Origin of the sequence: Neisseria sp. CCUG12390 (genome assembly GCF_047837985.1) — a bacterium.
Classification (GTDB): Bacteria; Pseudomonadota; Gammaproteobacteria; order Burkholderiales; family Neisseriaceae; genus Neisseria.
In genome coordinates, this window is the sequence record NZ_CP181244.1 from 1461773 (window position 1) to 1484273 (window position 22501).

Sequence of the window (22501 nt, forward strand, 5' to 3'; positions counted from 1 at the left end):
CATGGCGCAGATCCAGCACCAACCCGATGCACAACGCTTTGTACTGCTTTCCGACGATGAAATCGTCGGCGAATTGGATTACCGAACGCTCGGCAACACGTTGGACATCACCCACACACGCATCGATCCCCAACACCGCGGCAAAGGTTTGGCACGGCTGTTGGTCGATGCCGCCATTCAGGAAGCCGGAAAAAACGGTTTGGCCTTAACCGCCAGTTGCGATTACGCCGAACAAATTCTGGCACGCGAAGGACGTTTGTCGCAGTAATTCCGGCAAACCACTTTCGAAATGGCTGTCTGAAAATATTTTTCAGACGGCCTTGAACCATTTATCACTTCTGCCAATACGTTTTCACGTTCACAAACTCATACAGACCGAATTCCGACAATTCGCGCCCGTAGCCCGACGCTTTCACGCCGCCGAACGGCAGGCGCAAATCGCTGCTGGTATGCCGGTTGATAAACACCGAACCGGCTTGGATATTTTCGGCATACCGCCATGCCTGAGCGGTATCTCTCGAATAAATCGCCGCCCCCAAGCCGAAAGGCGAATCATTGGCCAACTCGACCGCATGCGCTTCATTTTCCGCCCGCAAAATCATGGCTACCGGACCGAACACTTCTTCATGATAGACACGGCAAGCGGGATGAACCCGATCCAGTACGGTTGCGGGATAAAACCAGCCCGCTCCCTCGGGCATTTCTCCCCCCGTCAGACAAACCGCGCCGTGCGCAACGGCATCCAGCACCTGTTCGTGCACCGTATCACGCAAGTCGGCGCGGTGCAACGGGGCAAGCGTGGTCGCGGCATCTTTGGGATTACCGCTTTTGAGTTTGGCGCATTCGGCCAAAAACAAAGGAATGAATTCATCGGCGACGGCTTCGGTCACAATGATGCGCTTGGCCGCATTGCACGATTGGCCTGCATCGCGGAAACGGGAATAGCAGGTATCTTTGGCCGCCTGCGCCAAATCGGCGTCGGGCATCACGATAAACGCATTGCTGCCGCCCAGTTCCAATACGGTTTTTTTCAAATGCATACCGGCATGGGCAGCGAGAAGGCGGCCGGTTCGGGTCGAGCCGGTAAAAGCCATCGCATCGGCCGCTTCGATTGCCTTGAGCGTATCGTCATGGCCAAGCCATGCGGGTATCATCGGCAAATCTTCGCCGATAAGGTCGAACAAAGCCGCCGTCACCCGTGCCACGCTGGGCGCGGGCTTCACTACACAGGCATTGCCCGCGCACAAAGCCGGTATCGCAAAACGCAAAATCTGCCACACCGGATAATTCCACGGCATCACCGCCAGCACCACCCCCAAGGGTTCAAACCGCACCTGACTCAAACTCGCCTGCGTGGCAATGGTTTTGTGCGCCAGCAATTCCGGTGCCAAACGCGCATAATAACGGATCAGCTCAACCGATTTGTTCAGCTCGGCACGACATTCATGCAGGCAACGCCCGACTTCTTCGCACACCATCTCCGCCAACCGCTCCTGCCCGTCGGCCAGCCGGTCGGCAAACTTCTGCAGCAAGGCTGCGCGTGCGGTGACATCAAGTGCGGCAAAATGCTGCTGACGCTGCTTGAGACGGGAAAATTCCGGCTCAAATGCCGCCCAACTTTGCGCATCCCGGCGGTAAAGTATGCCGCCGCTGACAACATCGACGCTGTGAAACAAGGTGTACTCCTTTGAGTGTGTTTTTTATCGGGAAGAGCGGTATTATAGCGAAGGCCGTCTGAAATTGTTATCCACGGTAAGGGCAGCAATGGTTTCAGACGGCCTCAAGACTGTCAACAGGATTCGGCGGATATTGTTTGACAAGCATATATAAAGGCCGTCTGAACGTTTTCAGACGGCCTTTATGCTGCGTTCTCAAGGTCAGAATTTCACGCCTTTGTGCAAGGCGACGATGCCTGCGCTCATATTGTGGTAATCCACACTGTCGAAACCGGCATCCAGCATCATTTGTTTCAATGTTTCCTGATCCGGGTGCATACGGATGGATTCGGCCAAATATTGATAGCTGTCGGCATCTTTGGCAATCAGTTTGCCCATCACCGGCAATAATTTGAACGAATACAGATCGTAAGCACCGGAAAGCGGCTTGTAAACCTTGGAAAATTCCAACACCAGCAACGTACCGCCCGGCTTGAGCACGCGATACATTTCTTTTAGCGCGACATCTTTATGCGTCATGTTGCGCAAACCGAACGCCACCGAAACCAGATTGAAATAATTATCCGGAAACGGCAGTTTTTCCGCATCGGCCAACGACACCGGCAAAATCAGCCCTTCGTTGAGCAGCCTGTCGCGGCCGACGGTCAGCATCGACGAATTGATGTCGGTCAGCCACACTTCGCCCTCTTTGCCCACGCGTTTTGCCCAGCCGCGCGACAAATCGCCGGTACCGCCGGCGATGTCCAATACTTTGTCGCCTTTTTTCAGACGCGCGGTACTGATGGTGAAATGCTTCCACACGCGGTGCAGACCGCCCGACATGACATCGTTCATAATGTCGTAGTTTTTCGCTACCGAATGGAACACTTCGGCGACTTTGCCGGCTTTTTCATCTTCATCGACGGTTGAAAAACCGAAGTGGGTTTTGTGGTCGCTCATAATCTGCTTTCTTAAGTTGGATAGATTTTGTCAAGGCTTAATGGCTGCAGCCGCAACCGCCGCCACCGCACGAACGGCCTGCTTCGGCTTGTGCGTCTGACCCTTCGGCAGCCGGAATGCGTGATGCACCGGCCAATTCAATGCGGCGCAGATAATCAGCCCACATTTCGTCATACCGGTAGGCCAATTGGTGTAAATACGGCCAATCGTACAAACCGCTGTCGTGGCCGTCTGAAAAAGTGATTTTCAGCGCATATTGCCCGACCGGTTCCAGTCCCATAATAGTGACACCGGCCTTACCGGTCTGCAAGACCTCCTGCCCCAGCGCATGACCGCGTACTTCGGCGCTGGGCGAATAGACGCGCAAAAATTCGGCGGGCAGGGTTTTGTGTTCGCCGCCGTAAACCAAAGTCAGTGCGGCACGGCCGTTTTGCAGGCGGATTTCTTCGGGAATTTGATGTTCGCTCATTTGATTACTTTCGCGCTGTTTTTACGCAGCACAGCCACTCTGATGGAAAAAATGCCGCCCAACACGGCAAACAGTACCAACGCATACAGCGAAACGCGTATAGCGGCAATCTGATGCCCCATACTCAACCCCAAAGGCACGGCCGTTAACACGACGAATATCAAAAACATCAACATCATCAATGCAATACAGGCAAAAGCATAACGCGTATTGGCTTGGATTTTCGGATTGGGCATCATTGCGGCCGACGGACGGAAAACTACATTCTACCAGCTTTCCGGTTAAATTTCGACAATGCCCGGTCTGCTTCGGATAGGAAGCAGACGCTGTAAAAAGGCCGTCTGAAAGGGATTTTTTCAGACGGCCTCTATCCGATTTACAGCAATATTTCGGCAAACAGCAAACCGAACCCCAAGCAGAACGCCATGCTCAACAGCCCCGGAATCATAAAGCTGTGGTTGAAAATGAATTTGCCGATGCGTGTAGAACCCGTGCTGTCGAAATCGATGGCGGCAATAATCGGGCCGTAGTTCGGAATAAAGAAATAACCGTTGACCGCCACGAATGTACCGATGATGATTTCCGCGGGAATACCGAGTGAAATCGCAATCGGAAACAGAGTCGCCACGGTTGCGCCCTGACTGTTGACCAACACGGATAACAGGAACAGCGCGAAAGCAAACGTCCAAGGCGCGGCCTCTACCAGATGAGACACCGCTTCTTTGACTTCGTCCAAATGGCCGTGCATCAAAGTGTCGCCCAGCCATGCCACGCCGAACACGGCAATCACGGCGCGCATACCGGCATGAAATACCGAGCCGCGCGTGATGTCGTCGCCATTGGGTTTGCACAACAAAATAATGAACGCCGCAGCCGCCAGCATCACAATCTCAATCGTGTGTGCCATGCCCATCGGCTTGGCTTCGTCGCCGAATACCGGACGCAGCTCGGGCAATGCGCCCATGATGACCACCAATACCGCCGCCAGCAGGAAAATGCCCACCGACCATTTCGCCTGCGGGCGGACATTCAAATCGACGTGTTCCGATTCGTCCACTTCATGCGCTTTGAGATAGGCCGGGTCTTGCAGCAAGGCTTGGTAGTGCGGGTCGTCTTTTAAATCCTTGCCCAATTTGTTGACGAACACGCAGGCCAGGCCGATACCCAACACCGTCGCCGGCATGGTTACTTTCAACACGTCGGTCATGGTGATGTGTTGCGGCTCCAAATAGGTGACGGTGGCGACGACGGCCGCCGCAATCGGGCTGGCGACAATCGCAAACTGCGAGGCGATTACGGCCATCGTCAGCGGGCGCGACGGGCGGATGCCGTTGCGGCGGCTCACTTCGGCAATCACAGGCAACACCGAATACGCCACATGCCCCGTTCCGGCCAATACGGTAAACGTCCACGTCACCATCGGTGCGATAAAGGTTATGTATTTCGGATTTTTATGGAGCACACGTGTGGCGATTTTAATCATATAGTCCAAACCGCCGCTGGCCTGCATCGCGGCAGCGGCAGACACCACCGCCATAATCATCAGCATCACGTCAATCGGCGGACTGGTCGGCTCCATGCCGAAACCGAACGCCAGCACCGCCAAACCGATACCGCCCATCACGCCCAAGCCGATACCGCCCAGCCGCGCGCCAATCAAAATACACAGCAGCACAATGGCAAACTGAATGAAAAACATGCCAGACATACACACTCCGTTTTTGTTGATTAATTTGTGAAAACGCATTGCCGCTAAATTTTATCGGGCGGCTTTTTATTTGATTTATAAGTTAATAGGACAAACGCAAAAAGCCGGGCGACAAGCACCGGCTATCGTCAATATCAATGTTTTCAATCATACATGAACAAACATAAACAAACAAATTCCTTACATTAAAAAATACAAGGCCGTCTGAAAGTTTTCGATGAAACCCTTTGATTTCACAAAACTTTCAGACGGCCTCAGTTTCCTTAACCTTACATGCCGACCCATCCGCGAATCTGTTCCCAATAAAACAGACACGCGATGGCTGCCAATGCCACGCTGATACCGGCGGCGTTGATGCTGCTGATTTTCTCCTTAAATATCCACGCGCCGACCAATGTCCCCAGCACAATCACGCCTATGTTCATACCGGCGAACACCAAAGTCGGATTATCGCTCATGGCTTGGTGCGCGCTGATATAGGTAACGATATTCAGGAAATTCAGGCCACCCAGCAGCATACCGCCGAAAATGCCCTCTTTCGTCCATTTCGTTCCCTTGGCAAACAGATAGCCGAACATCAGCACCGCCGCCAAGCAAAACGCCACCAGCAGGTTTCCCGAAAATGCCGTGCCGCTTTTCGCGACTTGCTTGAACAGAATATCAATCACGCCGTAACCCGCCCAAACGCCCAGCAGCAACCCGATTTGCGCGGTCATGCTGCCTGATTTCTTACTGCCGTCGGATTTCCACAGCAGGCAGAACAGCGCGACAAACGCCAGCGCAATACCGATCAGACGGCCTTCCGTCAGCTTCTCGCCGAACACGGCAAACGAAGCGACAATCGGCAGAAACAGCGATAAACGCTGCGCCGCATCCGATTTGACGATACCCGCGCTGTCCACCGCCCTGCCCATAATCACAAACACACTCGGCAGCAACACCCCCTGCGCGGCAAACAGCCACCACGTCGGCAAAAAGTCCGTTGGGTTGTCCAAATCCGGTTTCAATATCAACATGGTCAGCGTAATCGCCACAATGTAATTTACCGCCACCGCCTGCTCAATTTTGATTTTCCGCTTGCGCGCCACTTTCAGCAAAACCGACACCAACACGCTGCACACAATACTGGCTAAAAGATAATACATGCTTTCCTTTCGGAATAATGACAAAACAAAATTTCAGACGGCCTCAAAAGCTCCGAGGCCGTCTGAACCTGAACAAATCAGATGATAACCACCAACACGCATATCAGCAAAATCCTACCGGATGCCGCAGACAGAAAACGGACACTTCGATTAAACCGCCGCCATAAGCCCTCATCAGCAAGGCATCTTTTTTCAGACGGCCCCGAATTTCAATTCAGCAATTCGGGCTTCTGTTCAGACGGCACGACATCCGCCTCGTCTTCATCACCCGTCGGCGGCGCATCGATTAAATCAGGCAGTACCAACTCGCCCAATTCGGTAAGCGGCGGCAGTTCTTCCAAACTCTCAAGCTGCAAATCGCTCAAAAACAAATTGGTCGTCGCCCACAATGCAGGACGACCGACGGAATCGCGGTGACCGATGACTTCAATCCAACCCCTGTCCTGCAAGGTCTGCATCACGTTTTGCGACACGGCCACACCGCGTATGCCCTCGATGTCGCCGCGCGTCACCGGCTGCTGGTAGGCGATAATCGCCAGCGTTTCCATCACCGCACGCGAATAGCGCGGCGCGCGCTGTTCCTGCAAACTGCCGAGCCGCTCGAATGCGGCCTGGGCAATCTGAAAACGCCAGCCTTCATGGGTATGAACCAGTTGCAGCGCACGGTTCTGCCAGCGTGTTTTCAAATTCGACAACACATCAATCAACTTACCCTGCGACAACGGCGGCACACACAATTCGCGCATCGCTTTTTCGCTTAAAGGCTCGACTTGTGTGAGCAAAGCCGCTTCAATCAGCGCATCAGGGGAAATTTTTTCTTTCATTTTAATCGTCAATCTTTTCAGACGGCCTCAACCGTCAAAATACGCCAAAGCCTTTGTTTTGCAACAAATGAAATCCACGCTGCTGCGCTTTTTTCAGGTTTTTCGAGTCAATCACATAAACATTGATGTTTGGCGTACCACCGCCGCAAACCGCCGGAAATGCCACGCCATGCAACACATCCGCCCGCGCCGCATAAACCTTAATACCATCCAATTCGCTCAACATCTCTTGTGCACTCACGCCACTGCCACTTCCGCATTGACGTGAACCGTCGGATTTATATACCGAAATGCGTTCCGCCTGCGATGACTGGCTGTCTGAAACGGCACATGCAGCTAACAGCAGCGTAGTACATAAAAAAGCTAAATATTTTAAAGACATAGGTAATCTCTATGAAAAATTTTAATGAGTAGCTCATATCTTTCCTAGTTAACTATGGAAATTCCACGTTTCGATAGCTTTTTGATAAAGATATTTTGCTCTATTTTCAATCGTGGTTTCATCCCAGGTTTCTAGAGATAAAAAATCTTGCAATGTCTCAATACTTGCAGCATATTTATTGAGCCCATTATTATCTTTACCATGTTTTTTAATTTCCCAAGAAGCATTACGAATAGAAGTATTTAAGGGCTGGGTAATGATTGTAAGATTTCCAAGCGTTAATAGAATTTGATCACGCTTAGATGGATCTTTATTCTCAGGTATACCCCAGAAATTTTTCCATTTTTTTGGCATTAAATGTTCTAAGCTATATTTTTTTAACCCTAATAATTGTGTCGTTTGGCGTGACTCTTCTCGTATACTACTTTCTAATAAATATAACACTCCACGAGCTTGTAAATTTGTTAAAACTGAATTATTAAAAGCTGTTTCAAGTTGAGTATTATTTGGCATATGATTTATATTATCAATCTTTGACAAATAATTGATAAATTTCTCTTTAGAATTGATCCTGTTATTTATCAACTGCTCAGAAAAGAAACGGTTATAATTCTTAGCAGTCGCTTTGACAATAATTCTGCGTACAATATAATTTTCTATAATCCCAAATAATTCGTTTCTTTGATTCAAATCGGATACATTTTTCAAAATATATAATATATATGGAATTAAAGTTGACTGCTCTAAGCCAAATATAATCAAATTAATTCTTTCAATACTATTATTTTTTGGCAAGGACTTTTCAACAATATCAAAATCAAAATTTTTTATAAAAAGATTTGCATACTCTTTTATTTCTTGTAATATCTTATCCTTATTAATTAAATAGCCTTCAATTAGTTTCTTGTAAGAACTAAAAACATTATCTGTTCTACTAAATATCATTTTATCCTTTGGAGAAACTTGAAGTTCCGCTTCTTGGATTTTAATTTGTAGATAAGAATGAAAAAATAAATCAATCACCGTTCTATAGCTTCTTCCAACGGTAAGCGTCTTATCCCAAAAATCTTTGCTATCTTCACATTCAAAAATATCTTTCCAAAATATTTGAAATTTTCTGGTTTCTTCTTCAATATTCTTCCGATTATTTCCATTAAAGAAATAATTTTTTAATAGTTCTGCAGTTGTTAGACGTACGCCTAATGAATTGATAGTATCAAAGATTTGTTGTTCGTCATCATTACTGCCTAAATCAATACCTACAAACATGATGCAATCTTTTATTGACTGGTCATCTAATTTCTCAATATCAATTTTTTGTCTAAAATATTCATATGTTGCATATATATTATTTCCAGATGAAACTAACTGAGTCTCTTGCTCAAGCTTCATGACTGTTTCAAATGCATTGATATCATTATAATTATGTTGTAAAGCTAAAGACTCATCATTATTATCTATTCTGAATAATCTATTAAACTTATTATTTTGATTTAATTTCAAATAGAGAACTTTAAAGAAGATATTTAATGTTGTCAGACGCTGTTGACCATCAATTAAAATACGAGTATCACCGCTTTTACTATTACTTTCCGTTAATTGTTGTTTTAAGATTACAGAACCTAAAAAATATGGTTGTTTTTGTTCGCTAACCATTTCCATATCTGATAAAAATCTCTCCCATTGCTCTTCTTTCCACACATAAGAACGTTGGAAAAATGGGACATTTAATGTTCTATTTCCATTAAATAATTCATTGATAGAACGTTTTCCAGCTTCCATAGCATACTCCTATAATTAATAATTAGAATTTTAAAAATTAAGCCCTATCTCAAAACTTTTAAAAGTTCAATAGTATTAAAATCCATACTCCTATGTTTTTCAGACCACGTCCAATTCTCCAAGGCCATCTGAAACTTATTCACCACTTTCCTGAGACTTATGTCCTTTGCGCTCTGCTTTTCTCGCTTCGCGCATGGCCTTGAGTTCGGCTTCTTTTTGGCGGGCTTTTTTCAACCATGCTTCCCATTGGTTTGGCGTTTCCAAGGTGATGCGGCCGATTTGGCCGTCACGGAAATCAGTCAGGATATTTTCAGCAGCTTTTTGGTAATTGATGCGGCCGCCACCAAGTAAGGAGCCGCGTTTTTTGGCTATCCATTCGAACCATTCAACATCGTTCCAATGGCTGGACGGATCTTTGTCGGCCTGATAACGCGTTTGTAACAGCGGCAGGTAGTGGCGGCGCAGGTAATCGACCAGCTCAAGGGCGACTTCTTCTTCGTCGAGCGCGTTGCGGCCGACGGCGCCGCTGGCGGCAAGGTTGTAGCCGCTTTCTTCAACGATGATTTTCGGCCACAACATGCCGGGGGTGTCGTAGAGCCAGAAGTCGTCGGCGAGAAACAGGCGTTGTTCGGCTTTGGTGATGCCGGGTTCGTTGCCGGTTTTGGCGGACTTTTTGCCTATCATGCCGTTGATTAGGGTGGATTTGCCGACATTGGGAATGCCGCAAATCAAGACGCGCAGGGGTTTGTCGAGACCGCCTCGGTTGGGCATCATGGTGCGGCAGGCGGCGGTGATTTTGGCGGTTGCGCCTTTTTCGGACGAATCCAGGGCGATGGCGCGGGTATCGGGGCGGCTGTTGTAGTGTTCGAGCCAGACGGCGGTGCGCTCGGGGTCGGCAAGGTCTTGTTTGTTTAGGATTTTGAGTTTGGGTTTGCCTTTGGAAAGCTGGGCGAGCAAGGGGTTTTCGCTGGAAGCGGGCAGGCGGGCATCCAGCATTTCGATAACCATGTCTATGCTTTTGATGCGTTCGGCGATGGCTTTTTTCGCCTTGTTCATGTGGCCGGGGAACCATTGGATTGCCATATTGTTCTTTCTTGTTTGGTTTGGGTTTTATCGGCTGCTGATTCAGCATGAAAGGCCGTCTGAAAAAGGGATTTTAACTTTTTCAGACGGCCTTCGGTATGTTTGGGCTTACATGTTGCCGGTAACGTAGCGGTAATAACCTGCTTCGTCCATACATTGTTCGAGCGTTTTCGGCTCTTTGCCTTGTTTGGCATCATGGTTGGCTTGGGAAATGCAGATGCGCTGCTGGCGTGCAACATCGCTTTCGCTCATGCCGACTTGGTGCCAGCGGTATGGGGTAACGGTGGTTGCATTGCAGGCGGCCAGCAATAATGCGGCACATAGGGGAAACATGATTTTTGCGGTCATCATTCTATCCTTTATTACAGGCCGTCTGAAAATCAGCGGCCTGCGAGGTTTTGTGCTTGACGGTGGCGCACCAGCAATTCGTATTTTCCGGTGAGCCGCTCGGCCAGTTTTTCTACGACATAGACGGAACGGTGCTGTCCGCCGGTGCAGCCGATGCCGATGGTTACGTAGCTGCGGCTTTCCTGCTGCATACGCGGCAGCCAGCGGTTGATGAAGCGGTCGATGTCGTCCACCATCTCCTGCGCCAGCGGCTGCTGATCCAGATAATCCTGAATTTCTTTGTCCATCCCGTTGAACGGGCGCAACTCGGGGTCGTAATAGGGATTCGGCAGGCTGCGCATGTCGAACATAAAATCGGCATTGTTGGGTACGCCGTATTTGAAGCCGAACGATTCCAAAATTACAAGCAAACCCCGACGCTCGATATTGAGCCATTGCTGCACCGCATAACGCAACTGCTGCGCGTTCATTTTGGAAGTATCGATGCAGTAGGCCATTTGGCGCAAAGGAAACAGCCATGCGCGCTCTTCACGCAGGCTTTCGAGCAGGGTCAGGTTGTGGCCGGACAAAGGGTGGCCGCGGCGGGTTTCGGAAAAACGGCGCACCAGCACACTCTCTTCCGCTTCGATGAACAATACTTCGACCTGATGGCCTTGTTCGCGCAAATAGCGGATTTGCTCTTCGGCCTGGTCAATGTCGATTTTGGAACGGATGTCGACGCTTACGCCCAAGCTGTCCACTTCGGCGCGTTCGACGTGGTGCAGCACCAAAGACGGCAGCAATTCCAAAGGCATGTTATCGACACAGAAATAGCCCAAATCCTCCAACTGCTTGAGGGCCACGGACTTACCCGAACCGGAAAGGCCGCTAATCAATACTATTTTCATGGTTTTGTTCGTTTTCTTTGAGTAATGTTTGATGACGCTCTAAAAATTCACGCGTGCTGTCTTTTCCGCGCAACTGCAATATATAGTTGCGCACCGCAGCTTCAACCAATACCGACAAGTTCCGGCCGACCGCCACAGGCAGCATGACCGAGCGTACGCTGACGTTGAGGATGGATTCGGTTTCGGTACGGATGCTCAAGCGGTCGAGCTGCTTCATGTATTCGTCGTCTGCCGGAACCAGGTTGATGATTAACTGTAAGATTTTTTTCGGACGAATCGAGGTTTCGCCGAAAATGTGGCGGATATTCAATACGCCCAAACCGCGCACTTCCAAAAAGTCGCGCAGCATCGGCGGGCAGCGGCCTTCTAAGGTTTCGGGGCCGGTGCGGAAAAATTCGACGGCATCGTCGGCAATCAGGCTGTGGCCGCGCGAAATCAGCTCCAAAGCCAATTCGCTTTTACCCAAACCGGAATGTCCGGTAATCAATACGCCGATTTCAAATACATCCAAAAATACGCCGTGTTTGGTAATCGACGTTGCCAATGTGCGTTGCAGGTAAATCCGCAAAACGTCCATCAGATACGGGCTTTCCAGCTTGGACGTAAGCAGCGGGATGCTGTTGGTATGGCAGTAATCGCGCAGTTTCGGCGACACGGGCAAACCGTTGGCCACAATCACCAAGGCCATCGGAATATCGAACAACTCGCCAAAATCGTAATTCAGTTCACCCGACTCCAAGCGTTTGAGGTATTCGGCTTCAGCCACGCCGACCACCTGGATCTGATTGGGATGGATAAAATTCAAATGGCCGACCAGCGCCAAAACGGGCTTGTCGGCCTCGACACCGATGCGGTTGTCCGCGCCTGAATTGCCTGCCGCCCAAGCCAGTTGCAGCTTGTGTTGGTTGTCGGAATACAGGCGGCGGACGGATATACTCGGCATTGGTTTACTCTTCAGTCAGTAATTTTTGCACTTCTTCGGCGGTAGATGCCGCCGTCAATGCTTCGCGCACGGCTTTTTGGGAGAATTTGCCGGCCAATTTCGACAACACTTCCAAATGCTCGCCGGTCGCGTTTTCCGGCACCAGCAAGACGAACACCAGCGATACCGGTTTGCCATCGGGCGCGTCGAAAGAAATCGGCTCTTTGGTGCGGATAAACGCACCCACTGCTTTTTGTACGCAGGCATCGCGGCCGTGGGGAATCGCCACGCCCTGCCCCAAGCCGGTCGTACCCAGTTTTTCGCGGGCAAACAGGCATTCGAATACATCCGCACGCGGCAGACCCGCTTCGTTTTCCAGCAGCAGCCCGGCTTGCTCGAACAAGCGTTTTTTGCTGCTGACTTCCACATCCAATGCGATGTGGGACAACGGTAAAATTTCGCCGATCAGGCTCATAAGAATCTCTTTGTGGGGTAGCAAAACAGGATGGATTGTACCGACAGTCCGGACAAATCTCAATCCTGAACGTACAATTTACACTCATCGGTTTACGGTTTCAGACGGCATTTTAATCATTTCTTAACGCAAAATACGCGTTCAGCCTGAATTTTTACCGCTCAACATCAAAACTGCCGGCTTCCGCCGCTACGGCTTCAATTTGGTATTCGATCAACGGTCTGCCCGACAAAGCCCTTGCTCAAAAGTCCAGTTCAAGTGCCGTCAGCCAAACAGAAAGACCGTCTGAAAAACATCCGCCCTATCAAAGCAGATATTTCAGACGGCCTCGAACCCGACATTTACGGGTTCGTTTTAAATCAGTTTCCACAGATAGTGGCCGACCAAACCCAAAAACCAGGCCAAGCCTATACGGTTGTTTTCCAAAAAGGTGCGGAAGCATATTTGGCGGTCGCGCGTTTTAATCGCATGATATTGGTCGATCTGCCACCAAACCGTAATCGGCAGTATCAGCCAATAAGGCCAAGTCGCGCCGATTTGCAGACCCAGTACCGCCATCAGCGCGGTAAACCAGAAATGGCACAGCATCACGGCGGCGATGTCGTGGCGGCCGAAGGTGACGGCGGATGTTTTGATGCCGATTTTCAAATCATCCTCTTTGTCGGCCATGGCGTAAATCGTATCGTAAGCCAGCGTCCACAGCGCATTGGCCGTGAAAATCAGCCAGGCTATCGGCGGCACGGCATTGTCGATGGCGGCAAACGCCATCGGCACGCCGAACGAAAACGCCAAACCCAGATAAAATTGCGGCAGCGGAAAAAACCGTTTGGTAAACGGGTAAGTCAGCGCCAAAAACAGAGCGGGCAGGCTCATCAGCCAAGTCAGCGCGTTCATCGGTACCAGACACATCGCCGCCAGCAGGCACAAAATCATCGTCAGCAGAATTGCTTCGGCTTTGGTAACCTGCCCGCGCGCGAACGGACGGTTTTTCGTGCGCGCCACCGCACCGTCGAAATGGCGGTCGGCCAAATCGTTCATCACGCAACCCGCGCTGCGCATCAGAAACGTTCCGGCCGTAAAAGCCAGCAGAACGGTATTGCCCGGATGGCCTTCGTCGGCCACCCACATCGCCCAATACGTCGGCCACAGCAGCAGCAGCGTGCCGATGGGCTTTTCCACGCGCATCAGCCGCCCGTAAACCAAGATGCGGCCGACGGCGTAGCGCGGTAAAAAACGCAGGAGTAATCGTCTTATGTTCATGTGTAAAAGGAAAGAAACGCAAATAATAATGACAAACGGAATTTTATATTTTCAAACACGTTTTATTTGACATTATAATTCAAAAACAAAAACCTTACCCGAATCCGGTATATTATCAGCACTGCCTTTTACTTTTGATTACAGAACCATATTTCGGGAAACAAAATGGTGCGGGAATACGACAAGGCCGTCTGAAAACAGAACTTCGTTTTCAGACGGCCTTTTGCCGTTACGACGATTTTTCCTGATACTCAAACCACCATCTTTTCAGACGGCCTTACAACTCGATGCCTTTCAGCTTGGCCACGGTATTGATGTCCTTGTCGCCGCGGCCGGACAAATTCACCAAAATCACTTGGTCTTTGCCCATTTTCGGTGCGTTTTCCACCGCCCATGCCAGCGCGTGCGAGCTTTCCAGTGCGGGGATGATGCCCTCGAAACGACACAATAAATCAAATGCTTCCAATGCCTTATCGTCGTCGGCAGCGGTGTATTCCACTCGGCCGATGTCGTGCAGGTGGCTGTGTTCGGGGCCGATGCCCGGGTAGTCCAAACCGGCGGATACCGAATGCGTCCCCAAGACCTGGCCGTTTTCGTCCTGCATCAGATAGCTGCGGAAACCGTGCAGCACGCCGATGGGTGCGCGCGAGGTAATCGGGGCGGCGTGGGCGGATGTATCGATACCCAAGCCGCCTGCTTCCACACCGACCAGACGCACGTTTTCTTCGGCGATATAAGGGTGGAACAAACCAATCGCGTTCGAGCCGCCGCCCACGCAGGCCACGGCGACATCAGGCTGGCGGCCTATGGCTTCGAGCATCTGCTTTTTCGCTTCGTTGCCGATGACGCATTGGAAATCGCGCACCATTTCGGGATAAGGCGCAGGGCCGGCGGCGGTGCCGATGATGTAGAACGTATCGTCCACGCGCGCCACCCATTCGCGCATCGCTTCGTTCATCGCGTCTTTCAGCGTGCGGCTGCCGCTGTCCACGGCCACCACGTTCGCCCCGAGCAGCTTCATGCGGAATACGTTGGGCATTTGGCGTTGGATGTCGTCCGCACCCATGTACACATCGCAAGTCATGCCGAAACGCGCGGCGACGGTGGCACTGGCCACGCCGTGCTGCCCTGCGCCGGTTTCGGCAATCACGCGTTTTTTGCCCATGCGCTTGGCCAGCAGGGCTTGGCCGATGGTGTTGTTTACTTTGTGCGCGCCCGTGTGGTTCAGGTCTTCGCGTTTCAGCCAAATCTGCGCGCCACCGAGATGGGCGGACAGGCGTTCGGCATGGTAAACGGGGCTGGGGCGGCCGACGTAATGCTTCAAATCATGCTCGAACTCTTCCCAAAATTTCGGATCCTGTTTGGCTTCGGCATAAGCCTGTTTCAACTCTTCCAATGCGGGAATCAGCGTTTCCGACACATACAGGCCGCCGTGTTCGCCGAAAAATCCCTGATGGTCGGGAGCTTGGTAGTTTTGCATGATTTATCCTTTTGATTTTTCAGACGGCCTTTGCGACGAGAGGCCGTCTGAAACCATATTTGAAACAATATCAACGAATGCCGATTATACACACATTTTCCTCCCGAAAACGCGTATCCGCGTGAAAAAACAAGGTTTTCAGACGGCATCCAGCAGACCGGCGTATTCGAAAAAAGCCCGATACGCCGCCGCTTTCTTATCGAAACTCAAGGGATAGGCGCGCGAGGTGGACGGCAGGCGCGTGAGCGTTAAGGCACGGTCTTGATACACATAGCCGACGGTCTCGCCCGTTTTCGGCACGGCGGTTTTGCCGGGCAGCAAACCGAGCAGCACTTCCGTCGCTTTGCCGCCGGTGGTAAACAAATGCCGGCAATGCGGCAGTTTCTCCAATACCGCCGCCAAATCCACCGCTTCGACGACCTGTAAAAACTTGTCCGAAGCGTTGTCCTGACCGCGCACGGCTTTCCACACCGTCGGGCAGGACGCGATGCCGCGTTCGTGCAGAAAGGCAATAATCTTTTCCGCGTCGAATGCTTTTTCAGACGGCCTTTGGAAATACGTTTTGTCGCCGAAAAACACTTCGCCGTAAATGCGCCACATGTCGTTTTGAAAATTCGGATAATGAAACTGCATCGCGCGTTTGTCGTCTTTGGGCGGAAACGTGCCCATCATCATTGCCGTGGCGTTCGGCGGCAGAACCGGCGGAAAAGGATGGGTTTCGACGATGGGTTCGGCACTCATGGCTGCGCACCCGCCTGCGCTGCGGCCTGTAAAAACGCCGCCATTTTCGCCGCATCTTTGATGCCGCCGCTGCTTTCCACGCCGCCGGACACGTCCACCGCCGCCGCACCGCTGATTTTTACCGCATCGGCCACATTCCCGGGCGTAAGGCCGCCCGCCAATATCCACGGCTTGCCGCGGTAATCGGCCAGCAGCTTCCAATCGAACCGCAAACCCGTGCCGCCGTATTCGTCGGGGTGGTAGGCATCGAACAAAACCGCGCGCGCGTGCGGAAATTTATCCGAGGCCGTCTGAATGTCTTCCGCGCTTTGCACGCGCACGGCTTTCACATAAGGGCGTTCGAATTGGCGGCAGAATCCGTCGTCTTCGTCGCCGTGAAACTGAATCACATCAACCGGCACTTGGCACAAGATTTCGCGGATTTTGTCGGCGGTTTCGTTCACAAACAGAGCCACCACCGTCACAAACGGCGGCAGCGCGGCAACGATTTCCCGCGCCTGCGCCGCCGTTACCGCGCGTTTGCTTTTTTCGTAAAACACCAGCCCTATCGCATCGGCACCAAGCGCGGCAGCGGTTTTGGCGTCTTCGGGGCGGGTGATGCCGCAGATTTTGGTTCGGATAAGAGACACGGTTTTTCCTTGTTTTTCGGATATTGTGTTGGGACTTGGTTGGCACAGCCGGTGACGGATATAGATTTTCAGGTTTAACCTTGATTTTGCAAAAGTCTTCAGCCGCATACCGAGCCGTAGCGAAACCCGTTGCCTCCGTTTTGATCTTGCAACGCAACTGTCGCACCCGCCCGATATTCAGCTTTTCAGACGGCCTATTATAAAGCAAAGGCCGTCTGAAAAATAAGCCGTTTTTGCAGCGCACCATCAACCGAAGCCCGATTCCGCATTACAATAACGTTTTCTTTTTCAGACGGCCTTTATCATGAATTACCTTGCCTGGAACGGCGTGCCCTCCCTTGCCGAACTCGTGCGCACGCTCGAGACCCGCGCCAAGCCGCTCTATTGGGCGGTGTGTCTACCCGCGCGTGCATTTCCGGAGTTCAGGCCGTCTGAAAATGCTTCGGACATGGAACAAACGCTGGCAAAAGCCATTCGGGACAAAATCCCATGCCTGCAATTCAATGCCGTCAACGCGCTGCAAAACGTCCTGCCCGACGTGCATTTGTGGCTGGTTCCGCCCGACTGCGCCGCCGACATCCAGGCGCATTTTCCGCAGCCGCTGCAATGGCAGACCGCGCCCGTGCCGCAACGGGAAACGTCGGTCAAACCGTGGTTCAGGCCGTCTGAAAACATGATCCGTCCGAAAAGTGCCGTCGTTGTCGGCGCGGGGATTGCGGGCGCAGCCACAGCGCGGGCTTTGGCCGGACACGGGGTGCACGTTACGGTCTTGGAGGCGAAAACCGTTGCCAACGGCGGTTCGGGCAACCGCCAAGGCCTGCTTTACGCCAAAATCTCGCCGCACCCGACGGAACAGACCGAACTGCTGCTGGCCGGTTACGGCTACACGCGCCGGCTGCTGGCCGATTTGCTGCCCGAAAAAGAAAGCTGGGGCGGAAACGGCGTGCTGCATTTAAATTTCAACGAAGCAGAACGCACGCGCAATCAGGCTTTGAGCCGCCACGCCCACCACATGCATTTATACCGCGGCGTTTCGGCGCAGGAAGCCGCCGGCATTGCAGGAATCGAAACATTTTCAGACGGCCTTTATTGGCCGCAGGGCGTATGGCTCAATCCGCCCGCTTTTGTGCGTGCTTTATTGAACCATCCCTTGATTGGTGTGCATGAACACGCGCCGCTGCTTTCTGCCGAATTCGACGGCACGGCTTGGACGGCACACACGCCGCAAGGCCGTTTCACCGCCGATCACCTGATTTACTGCATGGGCGCGCACAGCCCGAATGCGCCCGAACGCAACGTCTCCGCCCTGCCGTTCCGCCAAATCCGCGGCCAAACCGGCGTGGCGCAGGCCAACGCATTTTCCGAAAAACTGCGTTGTGCGGTTTCGGGCGAAAGCTACGTCAGCCCGAGCTGGCAAGGGCAGCACTGCTACGGTGCGACTTTTGTGTTAAACAGCAGCGATGAAGCATGGCATCAACACGAAGAATCGGCAAACCGCGCCGCCCTGCGTGAGTTGAATCCCGAGCTGGCCGATTCGCTGTTTTCAGACGGCCTCAATCCCTTGGCCGATGCGGGCGGACACGCCGCTTTACGCTGCGACAGTCCGGATCATCTGCCGATGGTGGGCGCAGTCGGCGACATCGCCGCCATGCAGCAGGTTTACGCCAAACTCGCGCTCGACAAAAACTACCGCCTCGATGCCCCCTGCCCCTACCTGCCCAATGCCTGGCTCAACACCGCCCACGGCACACGCGGCCTGGCCACCGCACCGATTTGCGCCGCCGCGCTCGCCGCCGAAATCTTAGGGCTGCCCAATCCGCTGCCGCCGCATTTGAGGGCGGCCTTACACCCCAACCGTGCCGTCGTCCGCGCCATCGTCCGCCACCGGCCGCTGCTTTGAAAAAGGCCGAGACCCTTGCAAAACCCGACCCACAATCAAAAAAGCTTACTTAGGTGACTAAGTAAGCTTTTTTCAAGATTAAATACACCGTAGCTGCCTATTTCCTTATTCTGAAGCACACTTTCCCCTTTTTTTCAGGCAGCAATAGACGCACGAAGCCTGTCGGCAGCTTTCAGCAGGTTAATACAAATTGCTTTTAAATAACTTTGTACAGTCACTTTCAATAAACCGAAATAAGCCGCACGGTGATAGCGGAATTTACGGTGCAATGTACCAAAACTCTGCTCCACCACATAACGCGTTTTCGACAATTGCTTGTTTCTTGCCTTATCGTCCTCTGTTAACGGATGACCTCGGCGCACCTTACGCATAATGCCGTCTGAAAGCCCTTTATGTTTTCGTTGGCCGGTCTGATGTGCAGTTTCTCGATATAGCCTTCATGGTCGGTACGGGTATGCTGTTTGTAGCCGGGTTTGAACTTCCGTTTTCCTTCACCCGCGGGTATCTTTGTCTTTACCGGAGAAGGGGATGAAACGGCACTGTAGAAAAGCGGTGGATTCACACCCACCCTGCAAGCTGAAAAGTTTCAGACAGGCATTTGCCTGTTGCGAATGCCGTCTGAAAAATGCTTTCAGACGGCCTGTCCGGTTGAGGCCTGTCTGAAACGGCTTCTGCGGCGGATTTGGATTTCAGGCCGTCTGAATATTTTGTGCGGCAAGCGGCTGATGCCGGTTCGCATAAGCGGTAGGGTTGGCGCGCCATTGCTCTAAAGACGGGTCTCTACATCCGTTTCGCGCACATTCTTGTAAACCAGTTTCGCCAGTCTGCGGCTTACTTTGCTTTTAACTTGCGGATTATTCAGAATTTTCGTTACGCTTTCGCCGAATTTTTCAAACAGGTTTATCAGCAGGTCATCGATTTTGGTATGGAAATAATCGATGAACGAAGCCAACGGATTATTGTTCGCCGCGTTCACAATATCGGGGTTTTCTTGGGCGAATTTTTCGATGGATTCGAAAAACAGCAGATCCGCCAGCGTGAATTCTGCGGTGAACGAATCGTTCAGCTCTTTGATCAGCTTATCCAGTTCTTCGCTCAGGCCGGCCTGTCCTGTGCCGACATCGGTTGAGCCTTTCAGCGGATCGGCTTCGCCTTCGTCCAGACGGATCGAACCTTGGCTGATTTGCTGCAGGCGGTAATACTGCAAAACCGCCATTTTGGATAAATCCAGCGTTTCGCCCTGACTGCCGCGCGGCAGTTTCATCATCAGCGATTTCAAATATACATAGCGTTTTTCGTGAACCGTATCGGCGTAGGGCAGAATCTGCGAGACAAACAGATACAGGTTCAGGTAGCTTTGCAGTTGGCTTTTAAACAGCTTCTGCCGCTCTTCGTTGCGTTCGGGGTCGTCTGAAAGGCGGAGGTATTTTTCCACCGCCTTATCGATGACCGCATTGAGCTTTTTGTGTTCGCCGCCGGTCGGGGTGGTGCGTCCGCCGAACCACACGCGGGCAAAGTCATCGATGTCGCTTTGCGAATAGATCTGCCATTCGTCCAAGGTGTTGGCCAAACCGGCCAATTTTTCATCGTCGGGCTGTTCGCCCGATTCGGTGCGCTGGTAATAGGGTTTGAAGGCGGCGAAAATATCTTCGGGGCTGTTCACGAAATCCAGCACGAAGGTATCTTCCTTGCCTTTTGCCGTGCGGTTCAGGCGGGAAAGGGTCTGCACCGCCTGCACGCCCGACAGCACCTTGTCCACGAACATGGTATGCAAAAGCGGCTGGTCGAAGCCCGTTTGGTATTTGTCTGCCACCAGCAGCACCTGATAATTGCCGCTGTCGAACTGTTCGGGCAGTTCCGTTTCTTTAATGCCGCCGTTCATGGCCGGCTCGGTGTATTCCTTTTCGCTTTGCTCGGGCAGAATCACTTTGCCCGAAAACGCCACCAGCGATTTGATGTCCTGATAGCCTTTCTCCGCGATATATTCGTCAAACGCCAATTTGTAGCGCACGGCGTGTTCGCGCGAACCTGTTACCACCATCGCTTTGGCGCAGCCGCCGATTTTGTGGCGGGTGGCCGCCTGAAAATGCTCGATGATGATTTCCACCTTTTGGCTGATAACGCTCGGATGCAGGTTCACGAAACGCATCAGCTCTTTTTTGGCTTTATTTTTCGGCAGCTCGATATGCTTTTTCTCCGCCGTATTCAGGAGGCGGAAATATTGTTTGTAGGTCGTATAGTTTGCCAACACGTCCAAAATAAAGCCTTCTTCGACCGCCTGCTTCATCGTATAGCTGTGAAACGGCGTTCTGCCCTGTTCGTCCGGTTCGTCAAACAAGGCCAGCGTTTTCCATTTCGGCGTGGCCGTGAACGCAAAAAAGCTCAAATTGTCCTGACGTTTGCGCTTGAACTGCTCGCGCAGCACATTTTTTTGCGTTTCCATGTCTTCGGGCGGCAAATTTTCGTCCCAATCCAAAAACTCCGCCGCCACCGCCGCTTCGATGCCGCTTTTGTTCAGCACCTGGCGCAATTCGCTTGCCGTTTCGCCGCTTTGCGAACTGTGCGCCTCGTCCACAATCACCGCAAAGCGTTTGCCGCCGGTATCCAAAACCACCTGTCCGCCCTGTTTGGCTTTGGCCTGGATGCTGTGCATCACATAGGGAAATTTCTGAATGGTCGTGATGATGATCGGCACATTCGCCGCAATCGCCGCCGTGAGCTGGTGCGTGTCCTTGTCGATTTTCTGCACCACGCCGTCGGTTTGCTCGAATTGCGCCACCGTCTCCTGCAACTGCCTGTCCAAGACCACGCGGTCGGTTACGATAATCACCGAATGGAAGATTTTTTCATCGTCGGAATCGTGCAGCGAAGCCAAATGGTGCGCCAGCCAAGCGATGGTGTTCGACTTGCCCGAACCCGCCGAATGCTGGATCAGATAATTCCTGCCCGCGCCGTGCGTTTTCGCGTGGCCGACCAGTTTCCTCACCGCGTCCAACTGGTGGAAACGCGGGAAAATCACAGATTCCGTCGTGATGTAGCGGAAGCCCGAATTCGTCCGCACCTTGCGCTCTTCGCGGCTCAAATGCAGAAAACGCCCGATTAACGCCATCAGGCTGTCTTTTCGCAGAATATCACGCCACAGATATGCCGTCCTCACATCCCCGTCAACCGGCGGATTGCCTTTGCCGCCGTTGAAACCGCGGTTGAACGGCAGAAAGCGCGTGCCCTCGCCCTCCAGCCTGGTCGTCATATACACCTCGTCGGTATCCACCGCAAAATGCACCAGCGTCCGTTTTTTAAATTCAAACAGCCTGCCCTGCGGATTGCGCTCCCTACGGTATTGGCACATCGCATCCTGCACGTTCCAGCCCGTCGCCGACAGCGCGTTTTTCAGCTCGACGGTGATGACCGGAATGCCGTTTACCGCAACCGTCATATCGACACGCTCGCCGTGTTCCGTAACCACTTGGCGGACAACCTTCACGATATTCGCCTCATATTGCCGGAAAGCGTTTTCGTTCAAGCCCGAATTCGGCGCAAAAAACGCCATTTTTGCCGTACGGTCGGCCACGCGGAACCCCTCGCGCAACACTTTCAGACTGCCTTTGATATTCAGCTCCCGGTTTAACGCACGCAAAAGCTGCTCCTGTGCCTTGTCTTGAAACAGCATTTCCAAACGCGCCCACAATTTCGGCTGGGTCGCCCGCACAAACGCCGCCGCATCGTCAGGAAAAAGCGCGGTGGATTTATCGTAGGATTGGGCGTCGCCTTTGGCGTAGCCCCCTTCGGTCAACAGGCTGTGTTCGATTTCGTTTTCAAAATCGTGTTCGGTGTGCATTGCGTTACTCCTG

At 52.0% G+C, this 22501-nt stretch carries 22 protein-coding genes and 1 pseudogene; 2 read left to right on the top strand and 21 right to left on the bottom strand.

Annotated elements, in window-relative coordinates:
* Position 1: 1 nt before the first annotated feature.
* Complete coding sequence (locus ACM67E_RS06900) at positions 2 to 268, top strand: GNAT family N-acetyltransferase (protein WP_416190731.1); 267 nt, start codon at positions 2 to 4, stop codon at positions 266 to 268.
* Between the two features lie 64 nt (positions 269 to 332).
* On the opposite strand, the gene ACM67E_RS06905 is transcribed toward ACM67E_RS06900, so the two are convergent.
* From ACM67E_RS06905 to ACM67E_RS06990, 18 genes are all read right to left on the bottom strand, one after another.
* Positions 333 to 1676 (bottom strand): aldehyde dehydrogenase family protein, encoded by a 1344-nt coding sequence (locus ACM67E_RS06905; RefSeq protein ID WP_416190732.1) that lies wholly within the window; start codon positions 1674 to 1676, stop codon positions 333 to 335.
* Positions 1677 to 1877: 201 nt separating this feature from the next.
* Positions 1878 to 2615 carry a bifunctional demethylmenaquinone methyltransferase/2-methoxy-6-polyprenyl-1,4-benzoquinol methylase UbiE gene (gene ubiE, locus ACM67E_RS06910; RefSeq protein ID WP_416190733.1) on the bottom strand — a complete coding sequence of 246 codons (738 nt, stop codon included), beginning with the start codon at positions 2613 to 2615 and terminating at the stop codon, positions 1878 to 1880.
* A 37-nt stretch (positions 2616 to 2652) separates the two neighbouring features.
* Positions 2653 to 3084 (bottom strand): gamma-butyrobetaine hydroxylase-like domain-containing protein, encoded by a 432-nt coding sequence (locus ACM67E_RS06915; RefSeq protein WP_416190734.1) that lies wholly within the window; start codon positions 3082 to 3084, stop codon positions 2653 to 2655.
* Complete coding sequence (locus tag ACM67E_RS06920) at positions 3081 to 3323, bottom strand: cytochrome b6 (protein WP_416190735.1); 243 nt, start codon at positions 3321 to 3323, stop codon at positions 3081 to 3083. Before ACM67E_RS06920 ends, ACM67E_RS06915 begins: the two co-directional genes overlap by 4 nt.
* Before the next feature lie 137 nt (positions 3324 to 3460).
* The gene (locus ACM67E_RS06925) at positions 3461 to 4783 is read right to left on the bottom strand and encodes an anaerobic C4-dicarboxylate transporter (protein WP_416192750.1); all 1323 of its coding nucleotides are present in this window, start codon (positions 4781 to 4783) and stop codon (positions 3461 to 3463) included.
* Between the two features lie 278 nt (positions 4784 to 5061).
* Positions 5062 to 5937 carry an EamA/RhaT family transporter gene (locus ACM67E_RS06930; RefSeq protein ID WP_416190736.1) on the bottom strand — a complete coding sequence of 292 codons (876 nt, stop codon included), beginning with the start codon at positions 5935 to 5937 and terminating at the stop codon, positions 5062 to 5064.
* A gap of 209 nt (positions 5938 to 6146) precedes the next feature.
* A complete protein-coding gene (gene scpB, locus ACM67E_RS06935) occupies positions 6147 to 6761 on the bottom strand; it encodes an SMC-Scp complex subunit ScpB (RefSeq protein WP_416190737.1) in 615 nt (204 codons plus the stop codon).
* A 34-nt stretch (positions 6762 to 6795) separates the two neighbouring features.
* The gene (locus tag ACM67E_RS06940; protein WP_416190738.1) at positions 6796 to 7143 is read right to left on the bottom strand and encodes a hypothetical protein; all 348 of its coding nucleotides are present in this window, start codon (positions 7141 to 7143) and stop codon (positions 6796 to 6798) included.
* Positions 7144 to 7191: 48 nt separating this feature from the next.
* Positions 7192 to 8925: a DUF262 domain-containing protein gene (locus ACM67E_RS06945; RefSeq protein ID WP_416190739.1), complete on the bottom strand. Its 1734-nt coding sequence runs from the start codon at positions 8923 to 8925 to the stop codon at positions 7192 to 7194.
* A gap of 135 nt (positions 8926 to 9060) precedes the next feature.
* Complete coding sequence (ylqF, locus tag ACM67E_RS06950; protein WP_416190740.1) at positions 9061 to 10008, bottom strand: ribosome biogenesis GTPase YlqF; 948 nt, start codon at positions 10006 to 10008, stop codon at positions 9061 to 9063.
* 108 nt (positions 10009 to 10116) lie between these two features.
* The gene (locus ACM67E_RS06955) at positions 10117 to 10359 is read right to left on the bottom strand and encodes a protocatechuate 3,4-dioxygenase (protein ID WP_416190741.1); all 243 of its coding nucleotides are present in this window, start codon (positions 10357 to 10359) and stop codon (positions 10117 to 10119) included.
* 29 nt (positions 10360 to 10388) lie between these two features.
* Positions 10389 to 11243, bottom strand: a complete 855-nt coding sequence (rapZ, locus tag ACM67E_RS06960; protein ID WP_416190742.1) for an RNase adapter RapZ — start codon at positions 11241 to 11243, stop codon at positions 10389 to 10391.
* Positions 11224 to 12186 (bottom strand): HPr(Ser) kinase/phosphatase, encoded by a 963-nt coding sequence (gene hprK, locus ACM67E_RS06965; protein WP_416190743.1) that lies wholly within the window; start codon positions 12184 to 12186, stop codon positions 11224 to 11226. The genes rapZ and hprK overlap by 20 nt, the downstream gene beginning before the upstream one ends.
* A gap of 4 nt (positions 12187 to 12190) precedes the next feature.
* Positions 12191 to 12640: a PTS IIA-like nitrogen regulatory protein PtsN gene (gene ptsN / locus ACM67E_RS06970; RefSeq protein WP_416190744.1), complete on the bottom strand. Its 450-nt coding sequence runs from the start codon at positions 12638 to 12640 to the stop codon at positions 12191 to 12193.
* A 354-nt stretch (positions 12641 to 12994) separates the two neighbouring features.
* Positions 12995 to 13900 carry a 4-hydroxybenzoate octaprenyltransferase gene (gene ubiA / locus ACM67E_RS06975; RefSeq protein WP_416190745.1) on the bottom strand — a complete coding sequence of 302 codons (906 nt, stop codon included), beginning with the start codon at positions 13898 to 13900 and terminating at the stop codon, positions 12995 to 12997.
* 277 nt (positions 13901 to 14177) lie between these two features.
* The gene (trpB, locus tag ACM67E_RS06980; RefSeq protein ID WP_416190746.1) at positions 14178 to 15380 is read right to left on the bottom strand and encodes a tryptophan synthase subunit beta; all 1203 of its coding nucleotides are present in this window, start codon (positions 15378 to 15380) and stop codon (positions 14178 to 14180) included.
* Between the two features lie 138 nt (positions 15381 to 15518).
* Complete coding sequence (locus ACM67E_RS06985) at positions 15519 to 16121, bottom strand: DNA glycosylase (protein WP_416190747.1); 603 nt, start codon at positions 16119 to 16121, stop codon at positions 15519 to 15521.
* The gene (locus tag ACM67E_RS06990) at positions 16118 to 16750 is read right to left on the bottom strand and encodes a phosphoribosylanthranilate isomerase (RefSeq protein WP_416190748.1); all 633 of its coding nucleotides are present in this window, start codon (positions 16748 to 16750) and stop codon (positions 16118 to 16120) included. The genes ACM67E_RS06985 and ACM67E_RS06990 overlap by 4 nt, the downstream gene beginning before the upstream one ends.
* Before the next feature lie 304 nt (positions 16751 to 17054).
* Between ACM67E_RS06990 and mnmC the strand changes: the two genes are divergently transcribed.
* A complete protein-coding gene (gene mnmC, locus ACM67E_RS06995) occupies positions 17055 to 18650 on the top strand; it encodes an FAD-dependent 5-carboxymethylaminomethyl-2-thiouridine(34) oxidoreductase MnmC (protein WP_416190749.1) in 1596 nt (531 codons plus the stop codon).
* 134 nt (positions 18651 to 18784) lie between these two features.
* Here the strand turns inward: mnmC and ACM67E_RS07000 are convergent.
* From ACM67E_RS07000 to ACM67E_RS07010, 3 genes and pseudogenes are all read right to left on the bottom strand, one after another.
* Positions 18785 to 19036, bottom strand: a pseudogene (locus ACM67E_RS07000) (transposase); the annotation flags it as partial.
* A gap of 172 nt (positions 19037 to 19208) precedes the next feature.
* Positions 19209 to 19412, bottom strand: coding sequence for a hypothetical protein (locus tag ACM67E_RS07005; RefSeq protein WP_416190750.1), 204 nt, complete (start codon positions 19410 to 19412; stop codon positions 19209 to 19211).
* A 4-nt stretch (positions 19413 to 19416) separates the two neighbouring features.
* Complete coding sequence (locus ACM67E_RS07010) at positions 19417 to 22488, bottom strand: type I restriction endonuclease subunit R (RefSeq protein WP_416190751.1); 3072 nt, start codon at positions 22486 to 22488, stop codon at positions 19417 to 19419.
* Positions 22489 to 22501 lie beyond the last annotated feature (13 nt).

Excerpts from the sequence above, each read along its gene's own strand:
- ACM67E_RS06900 (WP_416190731.1), top strand. The coding sequence starts at position 2 with ATGGCGCAGATCCAGCACCAACCCGATGCACAACGCTTTGTACTGCTT.
- ubiE (WP_416190733.1), bottom strand. The coding sequence starts at position 2,615 with ATGAGCGACCACAAAACCCACTTCGGTTTTTCAACCGTCGATGAAGAT.
- ACM67E_RS06915 (WP_416190734.1), bottom strand. The coding sequence starts at position 3,084 with ATGAGCGAACATCAAATTCCCGAAGAAATCCGCCTGCAAAACGGCCGT.
- ACM67E_RS06920 (WP_416190735.1), bottom strand. The coding sequence starts at position 3,323 with ATGATGCCCAATCCGAAAATCCAAGCCAATACGCGTTATGCTTTTGCC.
- ACM67E_RS06925 (WP_416192750.1), bottom strand. The coding sequence starts at position 4,783 with ATGTTTTTCATTCAGTTTGCCATTGTGCTGCTGTGTATTTTGATTGGC.
- ACM67E_RS06930 (WP_416190736.1), bottom strand. The coding sequence starts at position 5,937 with ATGTATTATCTTTTAGCCAGTATTGTGTGCAGCGTGTTGGTGTCGGTT.
- scpB (WP_416190737.1), bottom strand. The coding sequence starts at position 6,761 with ATGAAAGAAAAAATTTCCCCTGATGCGCTGATTGAAGCGGCTTTGCTC.
- ACM67E_RS06940 (WP_416190738.1), bottom strand. The coding sequence starts at position 7,143 with ATGTCTTTAAAATATTTAGCTTTTTTATGTACTACGCTGCTGTTAGCT.
- ACM67E_RS06945 (WP_416190739.1), bottom strand. The coding sequence starts at position 8,925 with ATGGAAGCTGGAAAACGTTCTATCAATGAATTATTTAATGGAAATAGA.
- ylqF (WP_416190740.1), bottom strand. The coding sequence starts at position 10,008 with ATGGCAATCCAATGGTTCCCCGGCCACATGAACAAGGCGAAAAAAGCC.
- ACM67E_RS06955 (WP_416190741.1), bottom strand. The coding sequence starts at position 10,359 with ATGATGACCGCAAAAATCATGTTTCCCCTATGTGCCGCATTATTGCTG.
- rapZ (WP_416190742.1), bottom strand. The coding sequence starts at position 11,243 with ATGAAAATAGTATTGATTAGCGGCCTTTCCGGTTCGGGTAAGTCCGTG.
- hprK (WP_416190743.1), bottom strand. The coding sequence starts at position 12,186 with ATGCCGAGTATATCCGTCCGCCGCCTGTATTCCGACAACCAACACAAG.
- ptsN (WP_416190744.1), bottom strand. The coding sequence starts at position 12,640 with ATGAGCCTGATCGGCGAAATTTTACCGTTGTCCCACATCGCATTGGAT.
- ubiA (WP_416190745.1), bottom strand. The coding sequence starts at position 13,900 with ATGAACATAAGACGATTACTCCTGCGTTTTTTACCGCGCTACGCCGTC.
- trpB (WP_416190746.1), bottom strand. The coding sequence starts at position 15,380 with ATGCAAAACTACCAAGCTCCCGACCATCAGGGATTTTTCGGCGAACAC.
- ACM67E_RS06985 (WP_416190747.1), bottom strand. The coding sequence starts at position 16,121 with ATGAGTGCCGAACCCATCGTCGAAACCCATCCTTTTCCGCCGGTTCTG.
- mnmC (WP_416190749.1), top strand. The coding sequence starts at position 17,055 with ATGAATTACCTTGCCTGGAACGGCGTGCCCTCCCTTGCCGAACTCGTG.
- ACM67E_RS07005 (WP_416190750.1), bottom strand. The coding sequence starts at position 19,412 with ATGGCGCGCCAACCCTACCGCTTATGCGAACCGGCATCAGCCGCTTGC.
- ACM67E_RS07010 (WP_416190751.1), bottom strand. The coding sequence starts at position 22,488 with ATGCACACCGAACACGATTTTGAAAACGAAATCGAACACAGCCTGTTG.